The sequence below is a fragment of the Bacteroides sp. HMSC067B03 genome (assembly GCF_001811315.1).
Classification (GTDB): domain Bacteria; phylum Bacteroidota; class Bacteroidia; order Bacteroidales; family Bacteroidaceae; genus Bacteroides; species Bacteroides faecis.
Genome location: NZ_KV804493.1, coordinates 12,886 through 31,247 on the forward strand (window position 1 = coordinate 12,886; position 18,362 = coordinate 31,247).

General features: G+C 42.7%; 8 protein-coding genes and 1 pseudogene. 4 read left to right on the top strand and 5 right to left on the bottom strand.

Annotated elements, in window-relative coordinates:
- Positions 1-113 precede the first annotated feature (113 nt).
- Positions 114-1,790 carry a glycoside hydrolase family 43 protein gene (locus HMPREF2794_RS25725; RefSeq protein WP_010536782.1) on the top strand — a complete coding sequence of 559 codons (1,677 nt, stop codon included), beginning with the start codon at positions 114-116 and terminating at the stop codon, positions 1,788-1,790.
- 245 nt (positions 1,791-2,035) lie between these two features.
- Positions 2,036-2,686 (top strand): HAD family hydrolase, encoded by a 651-nt coding sequence (locus tag HMPREF2794_RS25730; RefSeq protein ID WP_022302240.1) that lies wholly within the window; start codon positions 2,036-2,038, stop codon positions 2,684-2,686.
- 63 nt (positions 2,687-2,749) lie between these two features.
- Here HMPREF2794_RS25730 and HMPREF2794_RS25735 read toward each other — a convergent pair whose 3' ends face one another.
- A complete protein-coding gene (locus HMPREF2794_RS25735; RefSeq protein ID WP_022302239.1) occupies positions 2,750-2,926 on the bottom strand; it encodes a hypothetical protein in 177 nt (58 codons plus the stop codon).
- 343 nt (positions 2,927-3,269) lie between these two features.
- On the opposite strand from HMPREF2794_RS25735, the gene HMPREF2794_RS25740 reads away from it, so the two are divergent.
- Positions 3,270-7,568: a hybrid sensor histidine kinase/response regulator transcription factor gene (locus HMPREF2794_RS25740; RefSeq protein ID WP_070753075.1), complete on the top strand. Its 4,299-nt coding sequence runs from the start codon at positions 3,270-3,272 to the stop codon at positions 7,566-7,568.
- 87 nt (positions 7,569-7,655) lie between these two features.
- Positions 7,656-10,625 (top strand): glycoside hydrolase family 2 protein, encoded by a 2,970-nt coding sequence (locus HMPREF2794_RS25745; protein WP_070753077.1) that lies wholly within the window; start codon positions 7,656-7,658, stop codon positions 10,623-10,625.
- Between the two features lie 142 nt (positions 10,626-10,767).
- On the opposite strand, the gene HMPREF2794_RS25750 is transcribed toward HMPREF2794_RS25745, so the two are convergent.
- The 4 genes and pseudogenes from HMPREF2794_RS25750 to HMPREF2794_RS25765 form a co-directional block, all read right to left on the bottom strand.
- On the bottom strand, positions 10,768-12,048 hold the full coding sequence (locus tag HMPREF2794_RS25750; RefSeq protein WP_055268715.1) for a GDSL-type esterase/lipase family protein: 1,281 nt from the start codon (positions 12,046-12,048) through the stop codon (positions 10,768-10,770).
- A 10-nt stretch (positions 12,049-12,058) separates the two neighbouring features.
- On the bottom strand, positions 12,059-12,844 hold the full coding sequence (locus HMPREF2794_RS30035; protein WP_371441459.1) for a sialate O-acetylesterase: 786 nt from the start codon (positions 12,842-12,844) through the stop codon (positions 12,059-12,061).
- 213 nt (positions 12,845-13,057) lie between these two features.
- Positions 13,058-13,729, bottom strand: a pseudogene (locus tag HMPREF2794_RS30040) (rhamnogalacturonan acetylesterase); the annotation flags it as partial.
- A 206-nt stretch (positions 13,730-13,935) separates the two neighbouring features.
- Entirely contained in the window at positions 13,936-18,240 is a 4,305-nt protein-coding gene (locus tag HMPREF2794_RS25765; RefSeq protein WP_070753079.1) for a hybrid sensor histidine kinase/response regulator transcription factor, read from the bottom strand.
- Positions 18,241-18,362: the final 122 nt, after the last annotated feature.

Sequence of the window (18,362 nt, forward strand, 5' to 3'; positions counted from 1 at the left end):
TTTATACCGACTCCGCACAATTATTACTCCTTTGTGCGGAGTCTTTTTTTTACCTTTGCCCCATGGAGAAACGCTGATTGAATCTTTAAACATTAAACTATTATACCTATATCATGAAACGATTGACACAGACTTTAGCTTTCTGCCTGCTGACTGTTTTTACAGCAGTGGCACAGAAAAACTATGTATCCGAAGTATGGGTTTCCGATCTCGGAAACGGTAAATACAAGAATCCGGTGCTCTATGCCGATTATTCCGATCCGGACGCTTGCCGCGTAGGAGATGATTTCTATATGACTTCTTCCAGCTTCAACTGTCTGCCGGGATTGCAGATTCTACATTCCAAGGATTTAGTGAACTGGACGATCATCGGAGCCGCGGTTCCCTACGCCCTCACTCCTATTGAAACACCGGAACGTCCGGAACACGGCAACCGTGTCTGGGCACCCAGTATCCGCCATCACAACGGAGAGTTCTATATCTTCTGGGGAGATCCGGATCAAGGCGCTTTCATGGTAAAAGCCAAAGACCCGAAAGGTCCGTGGACGGAACCTGTTCTGGTAAAACCGGGAAAAGGAATCATCGATACCTGTCCGCTGTGGGATGAAGACGGAAAAGTATATCTGGTACATGCCTATGCGGGAAGCCGTGCCGGACTGAAAAGTGTAATCACCATCTGTGAATTGAATAAGGAGGCGACCAAAGCCATTACGCCCTCACGCATTATCTTCGACGGTCACGAAGCACACCAGACGTGTGAAGGCCCGAAGTTCTACAAAAGAAACGGTTATTATTATATCTTCCATCCGGCAGGCGGTGTGCCAACCGGTTGGCAGGTAGTGCTCCGTTCTAAGAATGTGTATGGTCCTTATAAATGGAAGACTGTACTGGCGCAGGGTGATTCTCCCGTCAATGGACCTCATCAGGGAGCCTGGGTAGATACTCCTTCCGGAGAAGACTGGTTCTTCCACTTCCAGGATGTAGGCGCTTACGGTCGCCTTGTCCACCTGCAACCTATGAAATGGGTGAATGACTGGCCTGTAATAGGTATCGACAAGGATGGTGACGGCTGCGGCGAACCGGTACTGACCTACCAAAAACCGAATATAGGAAAGACATATCCCATCTGTACACCGCAAGAAAGTGACGAATTCGACGGATATACGCTCTCTCCGCAATGGCAGTGGCATGCAAACATCAATGAAAAATGGGCATACTATGCCGGAGACCAAAGTTATGTCAGACTGTATTCTTATCCGGTGCCACAGGATTATAAGAATCTGTGGGATGTAGCTAACCTGTTGTTACAAAAAACTCCTTCCGACAATTTCACCGCCACAATGAAACTGACCTTTACGCCTAACCCCAAACTGAAAGGTGAACGTACAGGTTTGGTAGTAATGGGCAGAGACTACGCCGGACTGATTCTGGAAAACACGGACAAAGGTCTCGTTCTGTCCCAAATCGAATGTAAAAAGGCAGATAAGGGACAACCGGAACAGACAAACTCTTCAATCGATCTTACTCAAAACACAGTTTATCTAAAGGTACGCTTCAGCTGTGACGATAAAAAGATCAAAGCCAGCGAAGGAGGAAACGACCTCATTGTGATGTGCAACTTCAGCTATAGTCTTGACGGAAAGAAGTTCTCTCCATTAGGCAACCCTTTCCAAGCTAAAGAAGGACAATGGATTGGCACCAAAGTCGGCATGTTCTGCACCCGTCCGGCTATAGTTACCAACGATGGAGGATGGACAGATGTAGACTGGTTCCGGATTACAAAGAAATAACCTATTGGTCCGGATTCAGTAAGAAGGCATTGCGCAAGCAGTGACAATAGGTTGGCACAACTGTGCCATCGCATTGGCACGCCCGTGCCACCGTACTGGCACAGTTGTGCCAATGCGGTGGCACGGCCTCTTCTCCAGATGCCTTGACTGGAGCATTCTACAGTTATCAGTAATCCGTTTTTTATTCCTATCTTTGTAAGCAGAAAGAAAGGAAAACAGGATTAACATTTAAAACAAGAAGTTCAATGAAGAAACTAGTCATTTTCGATTTGGATGGTACATTACTAAATACCATTGCCGACCTTGCACATAGTACAAATTATGCCTTGAATAAGTTAGGATATCCCACACATGAGATCGAGAAATATAACTTCATGGTAGGAAATGGCATCGACAAACTTTTTGAGCGTGCCTTGCCGGAAGAAGAAAAGTCCAAAGAGAATGTACTGCGCGTACGCAAGGAATTCGTCCCTTACTATGACATTCATAATGCCGATGACAGCCGCCCTTATCCCGGTATTCCGGAATTGCTCTCATACTTACAGGATGCAGGTGTTCAGATTGCCGTAGCTTCCAACAAGTATCAGACAGCCACTCAAAAATTAGTCGACCACTATTTCCCGGAAATTCATTTTACAGCTGTATTCGGACAACGGGAAGGAGTCAAAGTTAAACCCGATCCGATTATTGTATCCGATATTCTGGAAGTTGCCAAAGTAGCCAAAGAAGAAGTGCTGTACGTAGGTGATTCCGGCGTGGATATGCAAACGGCTGCTAATGCAGGAGTGACTGCTTGTGGAGTGACGTGGGGTTTTCGTCCGCGTACGGAACTGGAGAAATTCAATCCTTCGTATATTGCAGATACTGCCGGAGAAATCAAAAAACTTATTCTATAGTATAAGAAGAATGACCGTACGATATCTCTATGCAAGTCATATTGGCATAGATACACCTTACGGTCATTCCTCAATATCTCCGGGAAGGGCTTTTGACTGCGCTTCTTGTAAGGTGGCAAAAGGCTTGTCAAGCGTGCCCGCATTTGAATCATCACCGTTGGTAGCTACCAAATAATTCGTAGCCGAAAGAGACAGGAAACACCCCATAAAAAAAAGACTAATACCTATATGCTTCTTCATTTGCCTGTATTTTAAAACCTATTGATAACTAATTTCCATTTTACTGTTAATTGTGTGCTTCTGTGTAACCTGACTCCTCTCTTCTACTATTAAACAAATACACCGTAACGGGAGTTTCTTTCCAGTTACCGTTTTCATGCCGCTAAATTACAGCTTTCTTTATAGTTTAGAATGTACATACGTACACAAAGCCTAGAAAATCGTATTTCACCTGAGATTTACATCAAGAGTGAACGATAATACATCGTTTCCTTGTTTTTCCGTACGCTATTACATTCTCTATTCTAAAAAGAAAATTAACTTTGTAACCATTAATAATAATGTAGAATCGTAGAAATCAAATATGAAAAATGCACTGCTGATATTCGCATTCTTATCTTTCTATCTCAGTTCAGTACATGCATCTGTCGAGATACGTTCGAACAAACTGACTACCGGTGACGGACTGGCGAATAATTCCATCCGATATATGTTTCAGGACAGCAAGGGATTTATGTGGATGGGAACCGTCAACGGATTAAGCTATTATGACGGTAACTCTTTTGTCAGTATCTACCCGGACCCTAATCTGCCGGTTTCATTGGCCGACCCGCGCATCCGGAATATGGAAGAAGATTCTAACGGTTTTTTATGGATCGCCACTCTCTCTTCTTTGTATAGCTGTTACGATTTAAAACATGGGCGTTTCGTCGATTTCACCGGTTGCGGAGAATACAAACAGAGCTATTCGAAAAAAATCATAGCATCCGACCAGTCTGTCTGGTTGTGGGATAACAATAACGGATGTCGTCGTGTCGTCTATCAGGATGGCCAGTTCTCGTCGCAGGCATACAAAAAAGAATCAGGCAACCTATCTTCTGATGAGGTATTGTTTGTCTACGAAAGCAATGACAGTCCCGGACATGTGTGGATAGGAACCAGGCAAGGATTATGGAAATACCATGAAGGCAAACTGGAAGCAATGGATACACAGGGGGAAAGCTGGGAACATATCTTTTCCTATGGCCAATATACCTGCATCATTACCGGAAAAAAAGAAATCTACCGCCACTCTCTTTCCAATAACCGACTGGAGAAAATCGCTTCATTAACCGAACTCGGAGATACAGGTGTTATCACCGGAAGCCTCCGCCTGCAACATCAATGGGTGATGTTTACCGCCACCGGCAGTTACATCCTGGATCCCGTTACAGGAAAGCTGCGCCGGTTCTCCCGCCTGAATATAAAAAACGGTAATGTCACCAGAGACAATAAAGGGAATGCATGGGTACACAACTATACCGGCAATGTATGGTATGTCAATACCAGCACAGGGGATATCAAGCCCTTTCAGTTTCTTTCATCCGAGCATTTGGGATACATCGATGTGGAACGTTACTCTATTATCCATGACTCGCGGGATATCATCTGGATTACGACTTACGGAAACGGGCTCTTTGCCTACGACCTGAACACCGGTGGTCTGCAACACTTCACTTTCGAAGTCAGTCACTCCAGCCACATCAATTCCAACTATCTGCAATATATCATTGAAGACCGTTCAGGGGGTATCTGGGTCAGTTCCGAATTTTCCGGATTATCCCATCTCGAAATTCTGAATAAAGGTACGTTGCGTATCTATCCGAACGGTGAAAATGCTTCCGACCGTTCCAACACCATCCGTATGCTCTTACGGGGTAAAAACGGGAATGTATTTATGGCAAACCGCATGGGTACCTTATATGAGTATGATGCCGGACTGAAAAACATACTTCGCAAAGAGAAGTTCACACATAACGTATACAGTATGTGCGAAGATAACGAAGGACAACTCTGGTTAGGCATGCGTGGTATAGGGCTGCGTATCGGCCCTGACCAATGGTACCGGCACAACAGCAAAGACCCAGGCTCGTTATCAAACGACAATGTGTATTTAATCTACCGTGACCGCAAAGGCCGGATGTGGATAGGGACATTTGGCGGAGGACTGAATCTGGCTGTCAAAACAGACAACGGCTATCAATTCAAGCATTTCTTTCAAGACAGTTATGGGGAAAAACGGGTACGTGTCATTCAGGAAGACCGCAACGGCATGATGTGGGTAGGTACCAACAACGGTATTTATATCTTCCATCCGGATTCACTGATCCACGCACCCAAGAACTATATACTTTACAACCACGTTAACGAAACATTCCCCAGCAATGAAATCCGTTGTCTGGTAAATGATCACGAAGGAAACATGTGGATCGGCACAACGGGAACAGGCTTTGCTATCTGTAATCCGGGAGACGACTACCAGCATCTGACTTTCGATTGTTACAGTATGAAAGACGGATTGCCCAACGGGGTTATACAATCCATTGTGGAAGACCAAGACCATAAAATGTGGATTGCAACCGAATATGGCATTTCCCGTTTCACTCCCGCCACCAAGCAAATAGAGAACTATTATTTCTCTTCGTATACACTGGGAAATGTGTACTCTGAGAATACAGCCTGCATAAACACCGACGGAAGACTCCTTTTCGGAACGAACTACGGTCTGGTAGCCCTCGACACCCATAAGGTAGAAAACATGGAAAAGCCTGTATCGACTGTATTCACGGGACTCCATATCAATGGCACACACATGCTGCCCGGCATGGAAGATTCACCTCTTGACGAAACAATGTCTTATACACGTGAATTAAAACTGAAACACTACCAGAATTCATTTGTCATCGCTTTTTCAACCTTCAATTTCTTAAGCGGAGCATCCAAATATTCTTATCGGATGCCTCCTTATGATTCGGAATGGAGTATTCCCTCGGCACAGAATCTGGCAACGTACCGCAATCTTCCTCCCGGCAAATATCAGCTACAGGTGAAGGCTTGTAACGTAGCCGGAATGTGGGGAAAAGAAAGTACCCTGGAGATTGTAATAGCCCCTCCTTTCTGGCAGACAACCTGGGCCTATCTGATTTATCTGGTACTGATTGGAATTGCCGGCTATTTCAGTTTCCACATCATACGCAATTTCAACCGGCTGCGTAACCGCATCGCTATTGAGAAGCAATTGACTGAATATAAACTGGAGTTCTTCACCAACATATCTCACGAATTCCGTACTCCGCTTACTTTAATTCAAGGTGCTCTCAACAAGCTGGTCAATATAGAGAATCCTCCGAAAGAAATGCAGCGTCCTTTAAGAACGATGGATAAAAGTACGCGGAGAATGCTACGTCTCATCAATCAGCTGCTGGAGTTCAGAAAGATGCAGAAAAGCAAACTGGCTTTATCTCTGGAAGAGACGGATGTCATTGCTTTCCTTTATGAAATATTCCTGAGTTTCAAGGATACAAGCGAATCCAAACATATGGATTTCAGCTTCGAACCGTCACAACCTTCCTATAAAATGTATATTGATAAAGGCAACTTAGACAAGGTTACCTATAATCTGCTGTCCAACGCTTTCAAGTACACGCCTTCTAACGGAAAGATTATATTCAAAGTAGACATTCTGGAAGACAAGCAACAACTCCGCATCCAAGTAATAGATAACGGAATTGGCATACCCAAAGAAAAGCGTTCCGAACTGTTCAAGCGTTTTATGCAAAGCAGCTTCTCCCACAGCAGTGTCGGAGTAGGGCTCCACTTGACGCATGAACTGGTCAATGTACACAAAGGCAGCATCAGCTATGAGGATAATGAAGGGGGAGGCTCCGTCTTTACCGTCATACTGCCAACTAATTCAGAAATCTATCAAGAGAAAGATTTCCTGGTCCCCAACCAGCTATTAATCGAAGAAGAGGAGCAACAACATGCCAAAGAGTTTATCCGGGAAGAAAAGCCGGAAGAGACCTTCCAGCCTCCTGTCGATCCGTTGAACAAACGCAAAGTCCTGATTATAGAGGATGATACTGATATCCGCGAATTCTTAAAAGAAGAAGTGGGAGTTTACTTTGAAGTAGAAGTAGCTGCCGACGGAACATCCGGGTTTGAAAAGGCAAGCACGTATGATGCAGATTTAATTATTTGTGATGTCCTGATGCCGGGAATGAGCGGATTTGAAGTGACACGCAAGCTTAAAAATGAATTTACGACCAGTCATATCCCCATCATATTACTGACTGCTCTCGATATAGAAGAGAAATACCAGGAAGGAATTGAATCCGGAGCTGATGCGTATATCACGAAGCCATTCAATGTCTCTTTACTACTGGCAAGAATCTCCAAGTTAATCGAGCTACGGGATAAACTGCGCCAAAAATATTCCAACGAACCGGGATTGGCTCATTCCATTATTTGTACCAATGACAAGGATCAGAAGTTCTCGGCGAAACTAAATGAGGTATTGAATGAGCACATGACCGACACTGAATTCTCGGTCAATGACTTTGCCGGAATAATGGGATTAGGGCGTACTGTGTTCTATAAAAAAGTGCGGGGAGTAACCGGTTATTCTCCTTATGAATATTTACGTGTCATACGATTGAAAAAGGCTGCTGAAATGTTATTGACAGAAGATCTCACTATAGCCGAAGTCGCCTACAGCGTAGGTATCAATGATCCGTTCTACTTCAGCAAATGTTTCAAAAGCCAGTTCGGAGTATCTCCTTCCGCCTATCGGAAAAAGCTGCCGGAGGGTGAAAATGAACCGACAAATGACGTCGACGTATGATCTTACATGTTTTCCGTACTAATTTAAAGGGTGTTTATTGGACTGATGTGCTTTCTTTGCCAATGAAAAATTAATCATTAAGAAATCATGAGAAACAAACTCTTTTTATTTGTATTTCTGTTTGCAGTGCTGGCTATTGTTGATAGCCATGCTTTCGAACGCAAAAAATACAATTTCAACAGTGAATGGCGTCTGCAAATCGGAGACTTTCCCGAAGCTAAACAATCTCAATTCGACGATAGCCGGTGGAAAGCAGTCACTTTACCGCATGCCTTTAATGAAGACGAAGCTTTCAAAGTATCTATCGAACAGCTGACGGACACAGTGGTATGGTATCGGAAACATTTTCGAATTCCGGCTTCCGGTAAAAAACAAAAAGTATTCATCGAGTTTGAAGGAGTGCGCCAAGCCGGTGACTTCTATTTGAACGGGCAATATCTGGGCAAACATGAAAACGGAGTAATGGCGGTAGGCTTCGACCTGACTCCCTACATCAAAGAAGGGGACAATGTACTGGCAGTACGTACAGATAATGACTGGATGTATCGCGAAAAAAGTACCAACTCCAAATTCCAGTGGAACGACCGTAACTTCAACGCAAACTACGGCGGCCTGCCCAAGAATGTATTCTTGTACGTTACAGATGAAGTGTATCAGACTCTTCCTTTATACAGTAATCTGAAAACTACCGGAGTTTATATCTATGCTAAAGATATCGACGTAAAAGGACGCACTGCCACCATCCATGCAGAATCGGAAGTAAAAAACGACAGTCGTGAACCACGCCAACTCAGCTACCAGGTAGTCTTGCTGGATGCTGACGGCAAACAGGTGAAAAGCTTCGAAGGTGAGAAAGTAACCTTACAAGGTGGCGAAACTAAAATAGTGAAAGCTGCTTCCAAAGTAGATAACCTCCATTTCTGGAGTTGGGGATATGGGTATCTTTATACTGTTCAAACGATTTTAAAAGACAATAAGAATCAAGTCTTTGATGAAGTAAGTACGCGTACAGGTTTCCGCAAGACACAATTTGCAGAAGGCAAAATCTGGCTGAACGACCGTGTGATCCAGATGAAAGGGTATGCACAACGCACCAGTAATGAATGGCCGGCGGTGGGCCTCTCTGTTCCGGCGTGGCTAAGTGACTACTCTAATGGGCTGGTAGTAAAAAGCAATGGCAATCTGGTACGCTGGATGCATGTTACCCCATGGAAACAAGACGTGGAATCCTGCGACCGCGTAGGTCTGATTCAGGCAATGCCGGCAGGAGACTCCGAGAAAGACCGTACAGGACGCCAATGGGACCAGCGCACAGAACTGATGCGCGACGCGATCATCTACAACCGTAATAATCCGAGTATCTTATTCTACGAATGTGGAAACAAAGGTATCAGCAAGGAACATATGATAGAGATGAAAGCTATCCGCGATAAATACGATCCTTTTGGCGGACGTGCTATCGGCTCTCGTGAGATGCTGGACATCCGTGAAGCAGAATATGGCGGAGAAATGCTTTATATCAACAAGAGCGTACACCATCCGATGTGGGCCACAGAATATTGCCGCGACGAGGGTCTGAGAAAATATTGGGATGAATACAGCTATCCTTTCCACAAAGAAGGAGATGGTCCGCTACATCGTAATCAACCTGCAACAGACTATAACCACAATCAGGATATGCTGGCTATAGCAATGATCCGCACTTGGTATGATTATTGGCGCGAACGTCCGGGAACAGGTCGCAGAGTCAGTTCCGGAGGTGCCAAAATTATATTCTCGGATACCAACACACACCACCGTGGTGAAGAAAACTATCGAAGAAGTGGAGTAACAGACCCTATGCGTATCGAAAAGGATGCTTTCTTTGCACATCAGGTCATGTGGAACGGATGGGTAGATACGGAAGAGGATAATACCTATATCATCGGCCATTGGAACTATCCGGCAAATACTGTGAAACCTGTCTATGTAGTATCTACCGGGGAAGAAGTAGAACTTTTCCTGAATGGTCAGTCGCTAGGTAAAGGCAAACGCGAATATAATTTCCTGTTCACCTTTGATAATGTTGCTTTTAAAGCCGGTAAACTGGAAGCTGTCAGCTACAACAAGGCCGGTAAGGAAATAAGTCGCTATGCAGTAAGCACCGTTGGTGAACCTGCCAGACTGAAACTGACTACTATACAAAACCCGGAAGGATTCCATGCGGATGGAGCCGACCTGGCGCTCATACAAGTAGAAGTGGTAGACAAAGACGGAAAACGTTGTCCGCTCGATAATCGCATCATCCAATTCGACCTGAAGGGAAATGCTGAATGGCGTGGAGGTATCGCACAAGGAAAAGACAATTATATTCTTAATACCAGTCTCCCAGTGGAATGTGGTATTAACCGTGCTCTGATCCGCAGCACTACCCAAGCCGGTAAAATCACTCTGACCGCTAAAGCAGAAGGGCTTCCCAGCGCTACAATTACATTAGAAACCCTTCCCGTCAAAGTTAGCAACGGACTGAGTACGTATTTGCCTCAGATGACTCTGAAAGGTAATCTGGATAAAGGTAAGACTCCCCTTACCCCATCTTACAAGGATACGAAACGGGATATACGAATTGTATCCGCCAAAGCCGGAGCCAACAATGAGACTGTAGACCAGAGCTGCGATGATAATGAAAGAAGCGAATGGATGAATGACGGCAAACTCAGCACCGCATGGATTACATATACGCTCGAAAAAGAAGCTGCAATAGATGATATCTGTATCAAATTGAATGGATGGCGTTCACGCAGTTATCCTTTGGAAGTATTTGCCGGTAATACCATGATCTGGAGTGGAGATACGAATAAAAGTCTGGGATATGTTCATTTAAATGTGGAGAAGCCGGTACGTTCCAATCAAATTACCATCCGTCTGAAAGGTAATACCAGCGATCAGGATGCTTTCGGACAGATTACTGAGGTAGCGGCAAAAGCAGCAAATGATATGGAACTCGAAGCGAAAGCGAACAAAAATAATGCTAATCTGAGAATTATTGAAATAGAGTTTCTGGAAACAATCAAATAGAATAAAACATTCTCATTTATAAAAAAGAGGGTTGTAAAGACCCTTATAAATTAAAAATCACCCTCGCCACAGATAGTTGTAGCGAGGGTGATTTTGCTGAGAGGGGAGTTTTGCCACATCCCCTTTTATATTTTTCAGTTCATTAATTTCCATCCGGCTTTTCATTCTCCGTAAATGAACCCAAATTCCATTTGAAAGACTCAAAGCTGTCCGGTTGTGCCGGATCAAAACCGCTATAATCCGGTCGCAGGTATTTCACAATCTCCAGATCAGCCTTTTTCATTCCTTCAATTACGCATTTTGAAACTTCATAAGCTCCGTAAGTACTAAAGTGAGTATTGTCTTTAAGAGTTCTAGTCTGACCGGGAAAAGTTCCTGCCGGATAGTGTACGAATGCTTTTGTAGAATTATCCACACCTAAAGCATTGAAAAGAATAGCAGTCATACCATTTAATTCTATCAGAGGAACGTTCTCTTTTGCAGCTACCCAACGGACTGCATCAGGATAATCACCATGAGTATTTACCGACTTTCCATTCTCGTCAAAACGACGACGGCTTGTAGGAGTCACCAATATCGGATGAGCACCTTTAGCACGGGCCTCGTCTATAAAGATTTTCAGATTATATGCAAAAGAGTAAAACGCTCCTTTACCGGGTCCTTTCTGCTTTTGGTCATTATGTCCAAATTCAACCAACAAATAATCACCTTCTTTAATCTGACTCAGTATCTTTGCAAGACGCTTTCCACCGATGAATGTATTTGCAGACAGTCCTGACTCCGCATGATTGGCTATACAAACCTGATCTGTAAAGAAGCGGGGAATCATTTGCCCCCAACTTGCCCACGGTTCATTATCCTGATCAACTACTGTGCTATTCCCACAAAGATAGACTGTAGGTATGTTTTCAACCCGTTCTATCACCAAAGAATTCACACGGGGCAGATCACCATTAAACTCCAACGTCAACTTATCATCCCAGTTCAATTTCTTCTTTTCCTTCTCTTTTATGCTGACTCTTTCTTTTCCCGAAATCACAGGGTTACGTTTATTAATGGTAAACGTTTCTGTTATCATCTCTCCTTTTTTAGTCGAAAGGTTCTCAACAAACAGCCTGCGCGATTCACCACGAACTGTTGTACTGGCAGCCTCTTTTTTACTCCCCAAGGTGACGGTTACTTTATAGTTTCCATCCGGTACATTCAGTGAGAAAAAGAAAGGTTGATTACTCTTCCCATCCCATGACGGTAATAAATCATATCCATAGCCCCGTTCATTATTGAACAAAGTTTCAGAAGTCACTTTTATATAACCGTCTTTTACCTTTTTATCAATAGAAAAGTCGAATTTATAAACTTGCGCTTGCATCAGGATACTACCTGTCATCAAAATAGCACTGATTAATAATGTCAATCTCTTCATTTTTGTTATTCTATTTATTTATTAGTTTCTTTACTTCTTTGGCATAGCGTCTGCCTAAAATTATCTGGCTTGCCGCATCAAAATGAGGATCAGTCTCGTCCTTCAAAGGAGTAAGCCCTTCGGAAGAAACACAGGCACTATGAGGCAAAAAGGCGGAAATCTCTTTTATCATATCATTAAAAGGTTTTGTTCCCTCGGGGATATGAGGTTTCCTGGTCCAGTTCCATTGCGCAATCTGCCCTACTACAACAGGCAAATCAGGCATTCCCAAATCATTACGCAAATCCGTCATCAACTGAGTGATTTTCTCTCTGTATGCTTCGGAATGGTGACAATCCGCTTCTCCCTGATGCCAGATAATCGCTTTCAACGTACCATATTTCATTGCCTCTTTGGTACGTCGTACTGCTTCATCATAGTATCCGCCGGACTGTTTGGCATTTTTAACCCAGGAACGGATAGAGGACCCTCCGCGAGCATTGACTATCAGCCCTATCGGATGTTTTTTAGTAGCCATTTCCTTGGCGAAACCATATGCAGGTCCTAATTGTTGCCAGCCAAGTCCTTTTCCTATCGTAGAATAGCGATTCAAAGGATTCACTGCTGGTTCGAATTTATCTTCCGCATTCAGCAGATATACATTTCGTAAGGTGTCCATTACTTCCGGTGATAATTTTCCTCTCCCTGCCATATTCGACTGTCCAACGCAAAGATACAAATCAAGATTCTTCAACGGTTTTTCAGCATGTGCTGCCGAACTTCCCCATGATACCCCTTTTTCTTCCGTAATCTTAATTTTCTTATTCACAAAAGGCGGTTTCGGACCATACTGACCGGAACGTACCAAGACTGTACATTTTCCTTTTAACGGAATCATTTCCAAAGCTTCCTCTAATGTGAAAAAATCTCCGCTTCCATCGGTAGCAACAACATAATCATAACGCCTGATCTCTTTGCCCAAAGCCGGAATCTTTTTGCCGACTTCTTCAATTGCCAATGAAGCCACTATTCTCGCTCCTTTTATGTTCAGATGAGTATCATCTTTGCGTTTTCCAACCCACATAAAAAGCTCTTTGGATTTTTCCGGTCCCATCTGCTTTACCAAATCGTGAGTAATCTTATTCATATCTATAAAGACTACTCCCTTCTCTTCAGCTATCCGTTTCGGAGAAAGCAGATAATCTCCATGGGTATCTATTAAAGAATCCGTATATAGTCCATTTTCGTTGCAATAAAATTTACGGCGAACCATCGAATTAAAAAGCACAGGGATTCCTCCTTTTGAACGCGTCTCGGCAACAAATTTCCTTAAATTATCATCAAAAGTAGTACCCGGTTCCGTATGAAGTTTCGGATCTTCTTTCTCATCATTATGTCCGAACTGGATAAAGACATAATCACCCGGCTGAATCCGGTCCAAGACTCTCTCCCATCGTTTCTCATTGATAAAACTTTTCGTACTTCGACCACTAGCCGCATGATTATCGACAATCACTCTGTCTGTCAGGCAACCGGCAAGCATCATTCCCCAACCCCGTTCTTTATTGTTCTTATTTTGAATAGATCTGTTGGCCATTGTCGAATCACCAATCATAAAGACAGTGACAGGTCTATTACTTATAAACGAAGAAGTGGAAAATAGAATAATTGCAATCAACAGTAGTTTTGTTTTCATTACCATTATATTATCAGATTACACTTAAAATGACATAGCAAAGATAACCAGGAAAGGGGCTTGTCTTGGGCACATGTTCATTCGTATTTCAATGCAAAAATAAGCATACTTTCGCTATCAGACCATAGACAATTGTACACAAATACAGGATAGATCATTCACATCGAACACCGAAAAGAAGATTTAAAGCAAAATATAGAATAATCAGTTACTCATCTTTCTTCTGCTGCCTCATTATCTCCTTGTTCTTTCATTTCACCGCGTTGATATACGGACGGTGCTACCCCAAACTGAGTCTTAAAGCACTTGCTAAAATAGAACGGATCACTGATACCAACCTTGTAAGAAACTTCCGCAACAGTCAGATTCTCGCCGGACAATAATAGTTCAGCCGCCTTTTTCATTCGTACCACCCGCAAATATTCATTTGGAGAATAACCGGTCACACCACGCAGTTTCCTATAAAACACCGTTCGTCCCAGCTTCATCAACTGCGCAAATTCATCTATTGAAAATTCCGGACGGGAAAGATTCTGTTCCAGTACGGCAGCCAATCGGTCGGCAAACTCCTTATCACGATCGGTAGAGCATACGGCAGCACGTACAATCCCCGGCTCACTGGAGAACTTCTCCCGCAACTTGTCACGCTGTTCTATCAGTCGGAAGACACGTGCCAGCAAAAGCTTTATACTGAAAGGTTTCGCAATATAAGCATCAGCACCGGATTCAATACCTTCCAGATGTTTCTCCGGAGAATTTAATGCTGTCAGCAGGATAATAGGAATATGACTGGTAGCAAAATCTGATTTTAATTTCTTTGTAACCTCAAACCCGGTCATTCCCGGCATCAGTACGTCACAAATAATCAAATCAGCATCATAAGTACGAGCCTTTTCAAATCCGGCTGTTCCGTCAGCAGCTACTTCTACTTCAAAATATACGCCAACCTCTTCTTTTAAGAATTCACGGATATCATTGTCATCTTCTATAATCAGAACTTTACGTTTATTCAAAGGCTCCGCTATTTTCTCCGGCTCCGGCAGTTCTTCCGAAAGTTCCAGCAAATGATGCGCCTGTCCGCCTGCCTCTTTCAACAAGACATTGCCGGGGATGAGGAAATCTTTTTCCGAATAAATTGTTTTATCTGTCGGGATACAAACTGTAAAGACAGAGCCTCCACCTTCATTGTCTTTGTATTCAATTGTACCTTTATGAACTTGCACCAGTTCATGACTCAAATGCAAACCAACCCCGATACTATCTCCGGAGAAACTACTCTGCATGAATCTCTTGAATAACTCATTTTGTTTCTCTTTAGGAATACCCACTCCAGTATCGGACACTTGAATCTGCAACATCTTGTTCACTTCATCCACAGTGACAGAAAGTATAATCGTACCGTTTGAAGGAGTATATTTAAAGGCATTAGACAATAAGTTATAAGTCACTTTATCCAGATTGCCCTTATCAAGAAACATTTTGTAAGATGGTATAGACGGAATAAAACGGAAATTCATGTTCTTTTGCTCCGCAACATCGCCGAAACTCAGGAAGATTTCATAAAGAAAAGCAATCACATCCGTCTCTTCCAAAGAAAGTGCCAGTTTGTTATTCTGCATCTTCCGGAACTCCAATAACTGGTTAATCAGCCTCAACATGCGTTGAGTGCTTTTATCCATCGTTTTGAGCGGATGTATCAGATCACGGGGAATATCAGATACCCGCTGAATCTTTTCCAATGCCCCCTGTATCAAAGTCAACGGAGTGCGGAACTCATGAGAGATATTGGTGAAGAAAACCAGCTTATACTCTGTCAGCTGTTTCTCCACATTAATACGGTTACGTAAACCATTGAAATTACGCACAATACGGAAAGCAAAATACAAAGTTACAATTAGCAACAATACATACCCCAACATTGCCCAGTTCGTTTTCCAAAAAGGAGGCACTATGACAATCTTCAAGGTCGTTTCGCTTTCGTTCCAGACTCCTGCTCCATTACATGACTTCACGTGAAGTATGTAAGTACCGGGATTCAGGTATTTAAAAGAAGCAAAATTCAATGATGAAGGAGTACTCCAACCTTTATCATAATTTTCCAGCCAGTACATATACTTGGTACGTCCACTATCCGAATAGTCAAAAGTAGAGAAATCTATTAAGAATGAATTTTGAAAATACTTCAAAGTGATTTTATCCGAATAAGCCAGAGATTGTTTCAAAGGAGAGTCCTCCATAGTAGGATTTACCTGAGTACCATTCACATGCAGGTCTGTAAAAACAACAGGAGAAAAAGTTTCACTGTCCTGTATCTTATCCGGATCAATGACAAGCAGCCCATAATTAGTACCGAAAAGTAATTTACCGTCTACCCCCACACAAGCACTGTTCTCACTATAAACATTACCTAATGTATAGGAAGAAAAGAAATAATTCTCAAAGGAGTGATTGTTTGGGTTGAACTTAGAAATACCATATTCAGTGGCAACCCATAAGTTTCCGTTATTATCTCCTAAAATAGACTGAATCACATCATTGACCAACCCTTCAGAAGTTCCGTAATGCTCATATTTCAATGAACGGTAATTATCTTGAGGCTCACAGAGATTCAAGCCGGAGCCGGAAGTTCCCACCCACATACGTCCTTTTGTATCCCGGTAAATACATCTGATTTCATTGCTGCAAAAAGTTCCGTTGGTATAATTGAACAGATGATAATCATCACTATTAGCTATCAATGAATCCGGATGAAAGATGCAAACGCCCTCACTGGTACCCACCCAGATCATGCCATTATCGTCTTCTTCTATCACCCGTATCATACGCAGACCAAATTTCTGCTGTAAAAAATGACGGAAGTTATATTTACCATCCTGCATCGGTTCGGCCAGTTCAAGCCCGCCTCCAAATGTACCGATCCACATCCTGTCTTTTCGATCCTTATAAAGAGAGAATACATTATTATCTGCTAATGAAGCTGGATTTGAAATGTCATTGCGGTACCATTCTTCTCCTATTTTCAATCCGTTTCCACGGGTTCCTACCCACATCTTACCCCTATTATCTTCTGCGATCGCATAAATATTGGAATGGAAATATTGATTGGTCATTTTAGAATGAAGATTCGAATCAAATGTGTACAATCCGCCTTTACGCGTTCCAACCCAAATATCTCCATCCGGCATTTTTGTCAGCATACGAATTGTATTCGAACGGTCAAACAACTCACGGGACTCCGGGTATATGCGTGAAGTACCCTCATTCAATACAGAAATGCGGGACAAGCCGGAATATTCGGAACTTACCCAAATGCCACCGGCACGATCTTCCATTACATACAATAGAAAATCAGAACTTATGTGACTTTGATCATTTATATTTGCCAGAAAATGTTCTAGTTTATCCTCTGTTGTATCATAAGCAAAAAGTCCGTTACCATAAGTAGAAATCCAGATAATTCCCCGGGAATCATGAACCATGTGATAACGTTCATAATCAATATACCCCAGTTTATCCTCAGGAATCAATTGAAATTCTTTTTTTGCCCCATTCTTGGCAAGAATGTAAGTGACATGACCGGTATGATTATATATCCAAAAGTCTCCGTGATTATCACGAATGACTTCACCATTTTTAACATTGAGGTCTGCATCCACGCTGATCCGATGCGAATTAAGATCATAGTTGTAAACTCCCGTATTAGTCAGTATTACCCACTTATTCTTTAAAAGAAAATTGCCTGTAGGAGCCGTTTTACCTGCAATAGTCGAAAGAGCAGCTACCTTTGTTATTTTCTGACTGGCAGCCTGGTGGCAATAGACATCGCCGTCTGCCGTTAGAAAATACATATTATCTTTAAATGCCAGAGAAGAAGTAAAATGAAGCAAACGATCTTCCACTTTATACTGACCGTCAGATACAGATACCAATCCACGTTGCGTTCCAATCCAAATTCGCCCACCGGCATCTTCATTAATAAATTGTACCCGGTTATCCGGCAAATTACCACGTTCCGTCTTAAATTCAGTAGATACCATTTTCCTGTCTTCCTGGTGGACGATTCTACGACATCCATTGGCCGAATGCCGAAGCCATACATCCCCATTGGCAGCAATAAATACAGCTGAGTAATTCTGCTCCAACGCACCGGTTCCTGTATAATCAACAAAGCAAGCACGCTGCAAATCATAACAACTGAATAGTTCCGGAGTAGTAGAAATCCACAGAAAACCATTTTTATCTTCAGTCAGGTCATAAATCCGGTTATCTGCCAGTGAGACTTTCTCGCCGGACTCCGGACGGAAGGTCAGGAAAGAATTGCCATCATAGCGACTTAATCCGTTCAAGGTAGCTAACCACAGAAAGCCTTTACTGTCCTGATACATGTACCGAACCGAATTATTCGGTATACCGTCACTCGTTCTCATTTGTTTAGAACGGAGCTCAATACCCCCATAAACCGTATTGAAGATAAGAGTTATGAAAAGTGCGACAAGTAATAAGCGCTTTTGTGTCATAATAGATTCCAAGATTAATGATAAATGCCAGACAAAAGTAATCAAGATAGTTGAAATAATAAAGAAACAATCATAAAATAGTATTAGGAGGATGCCTGTTTTTTATCAAACATCCTCCTAAG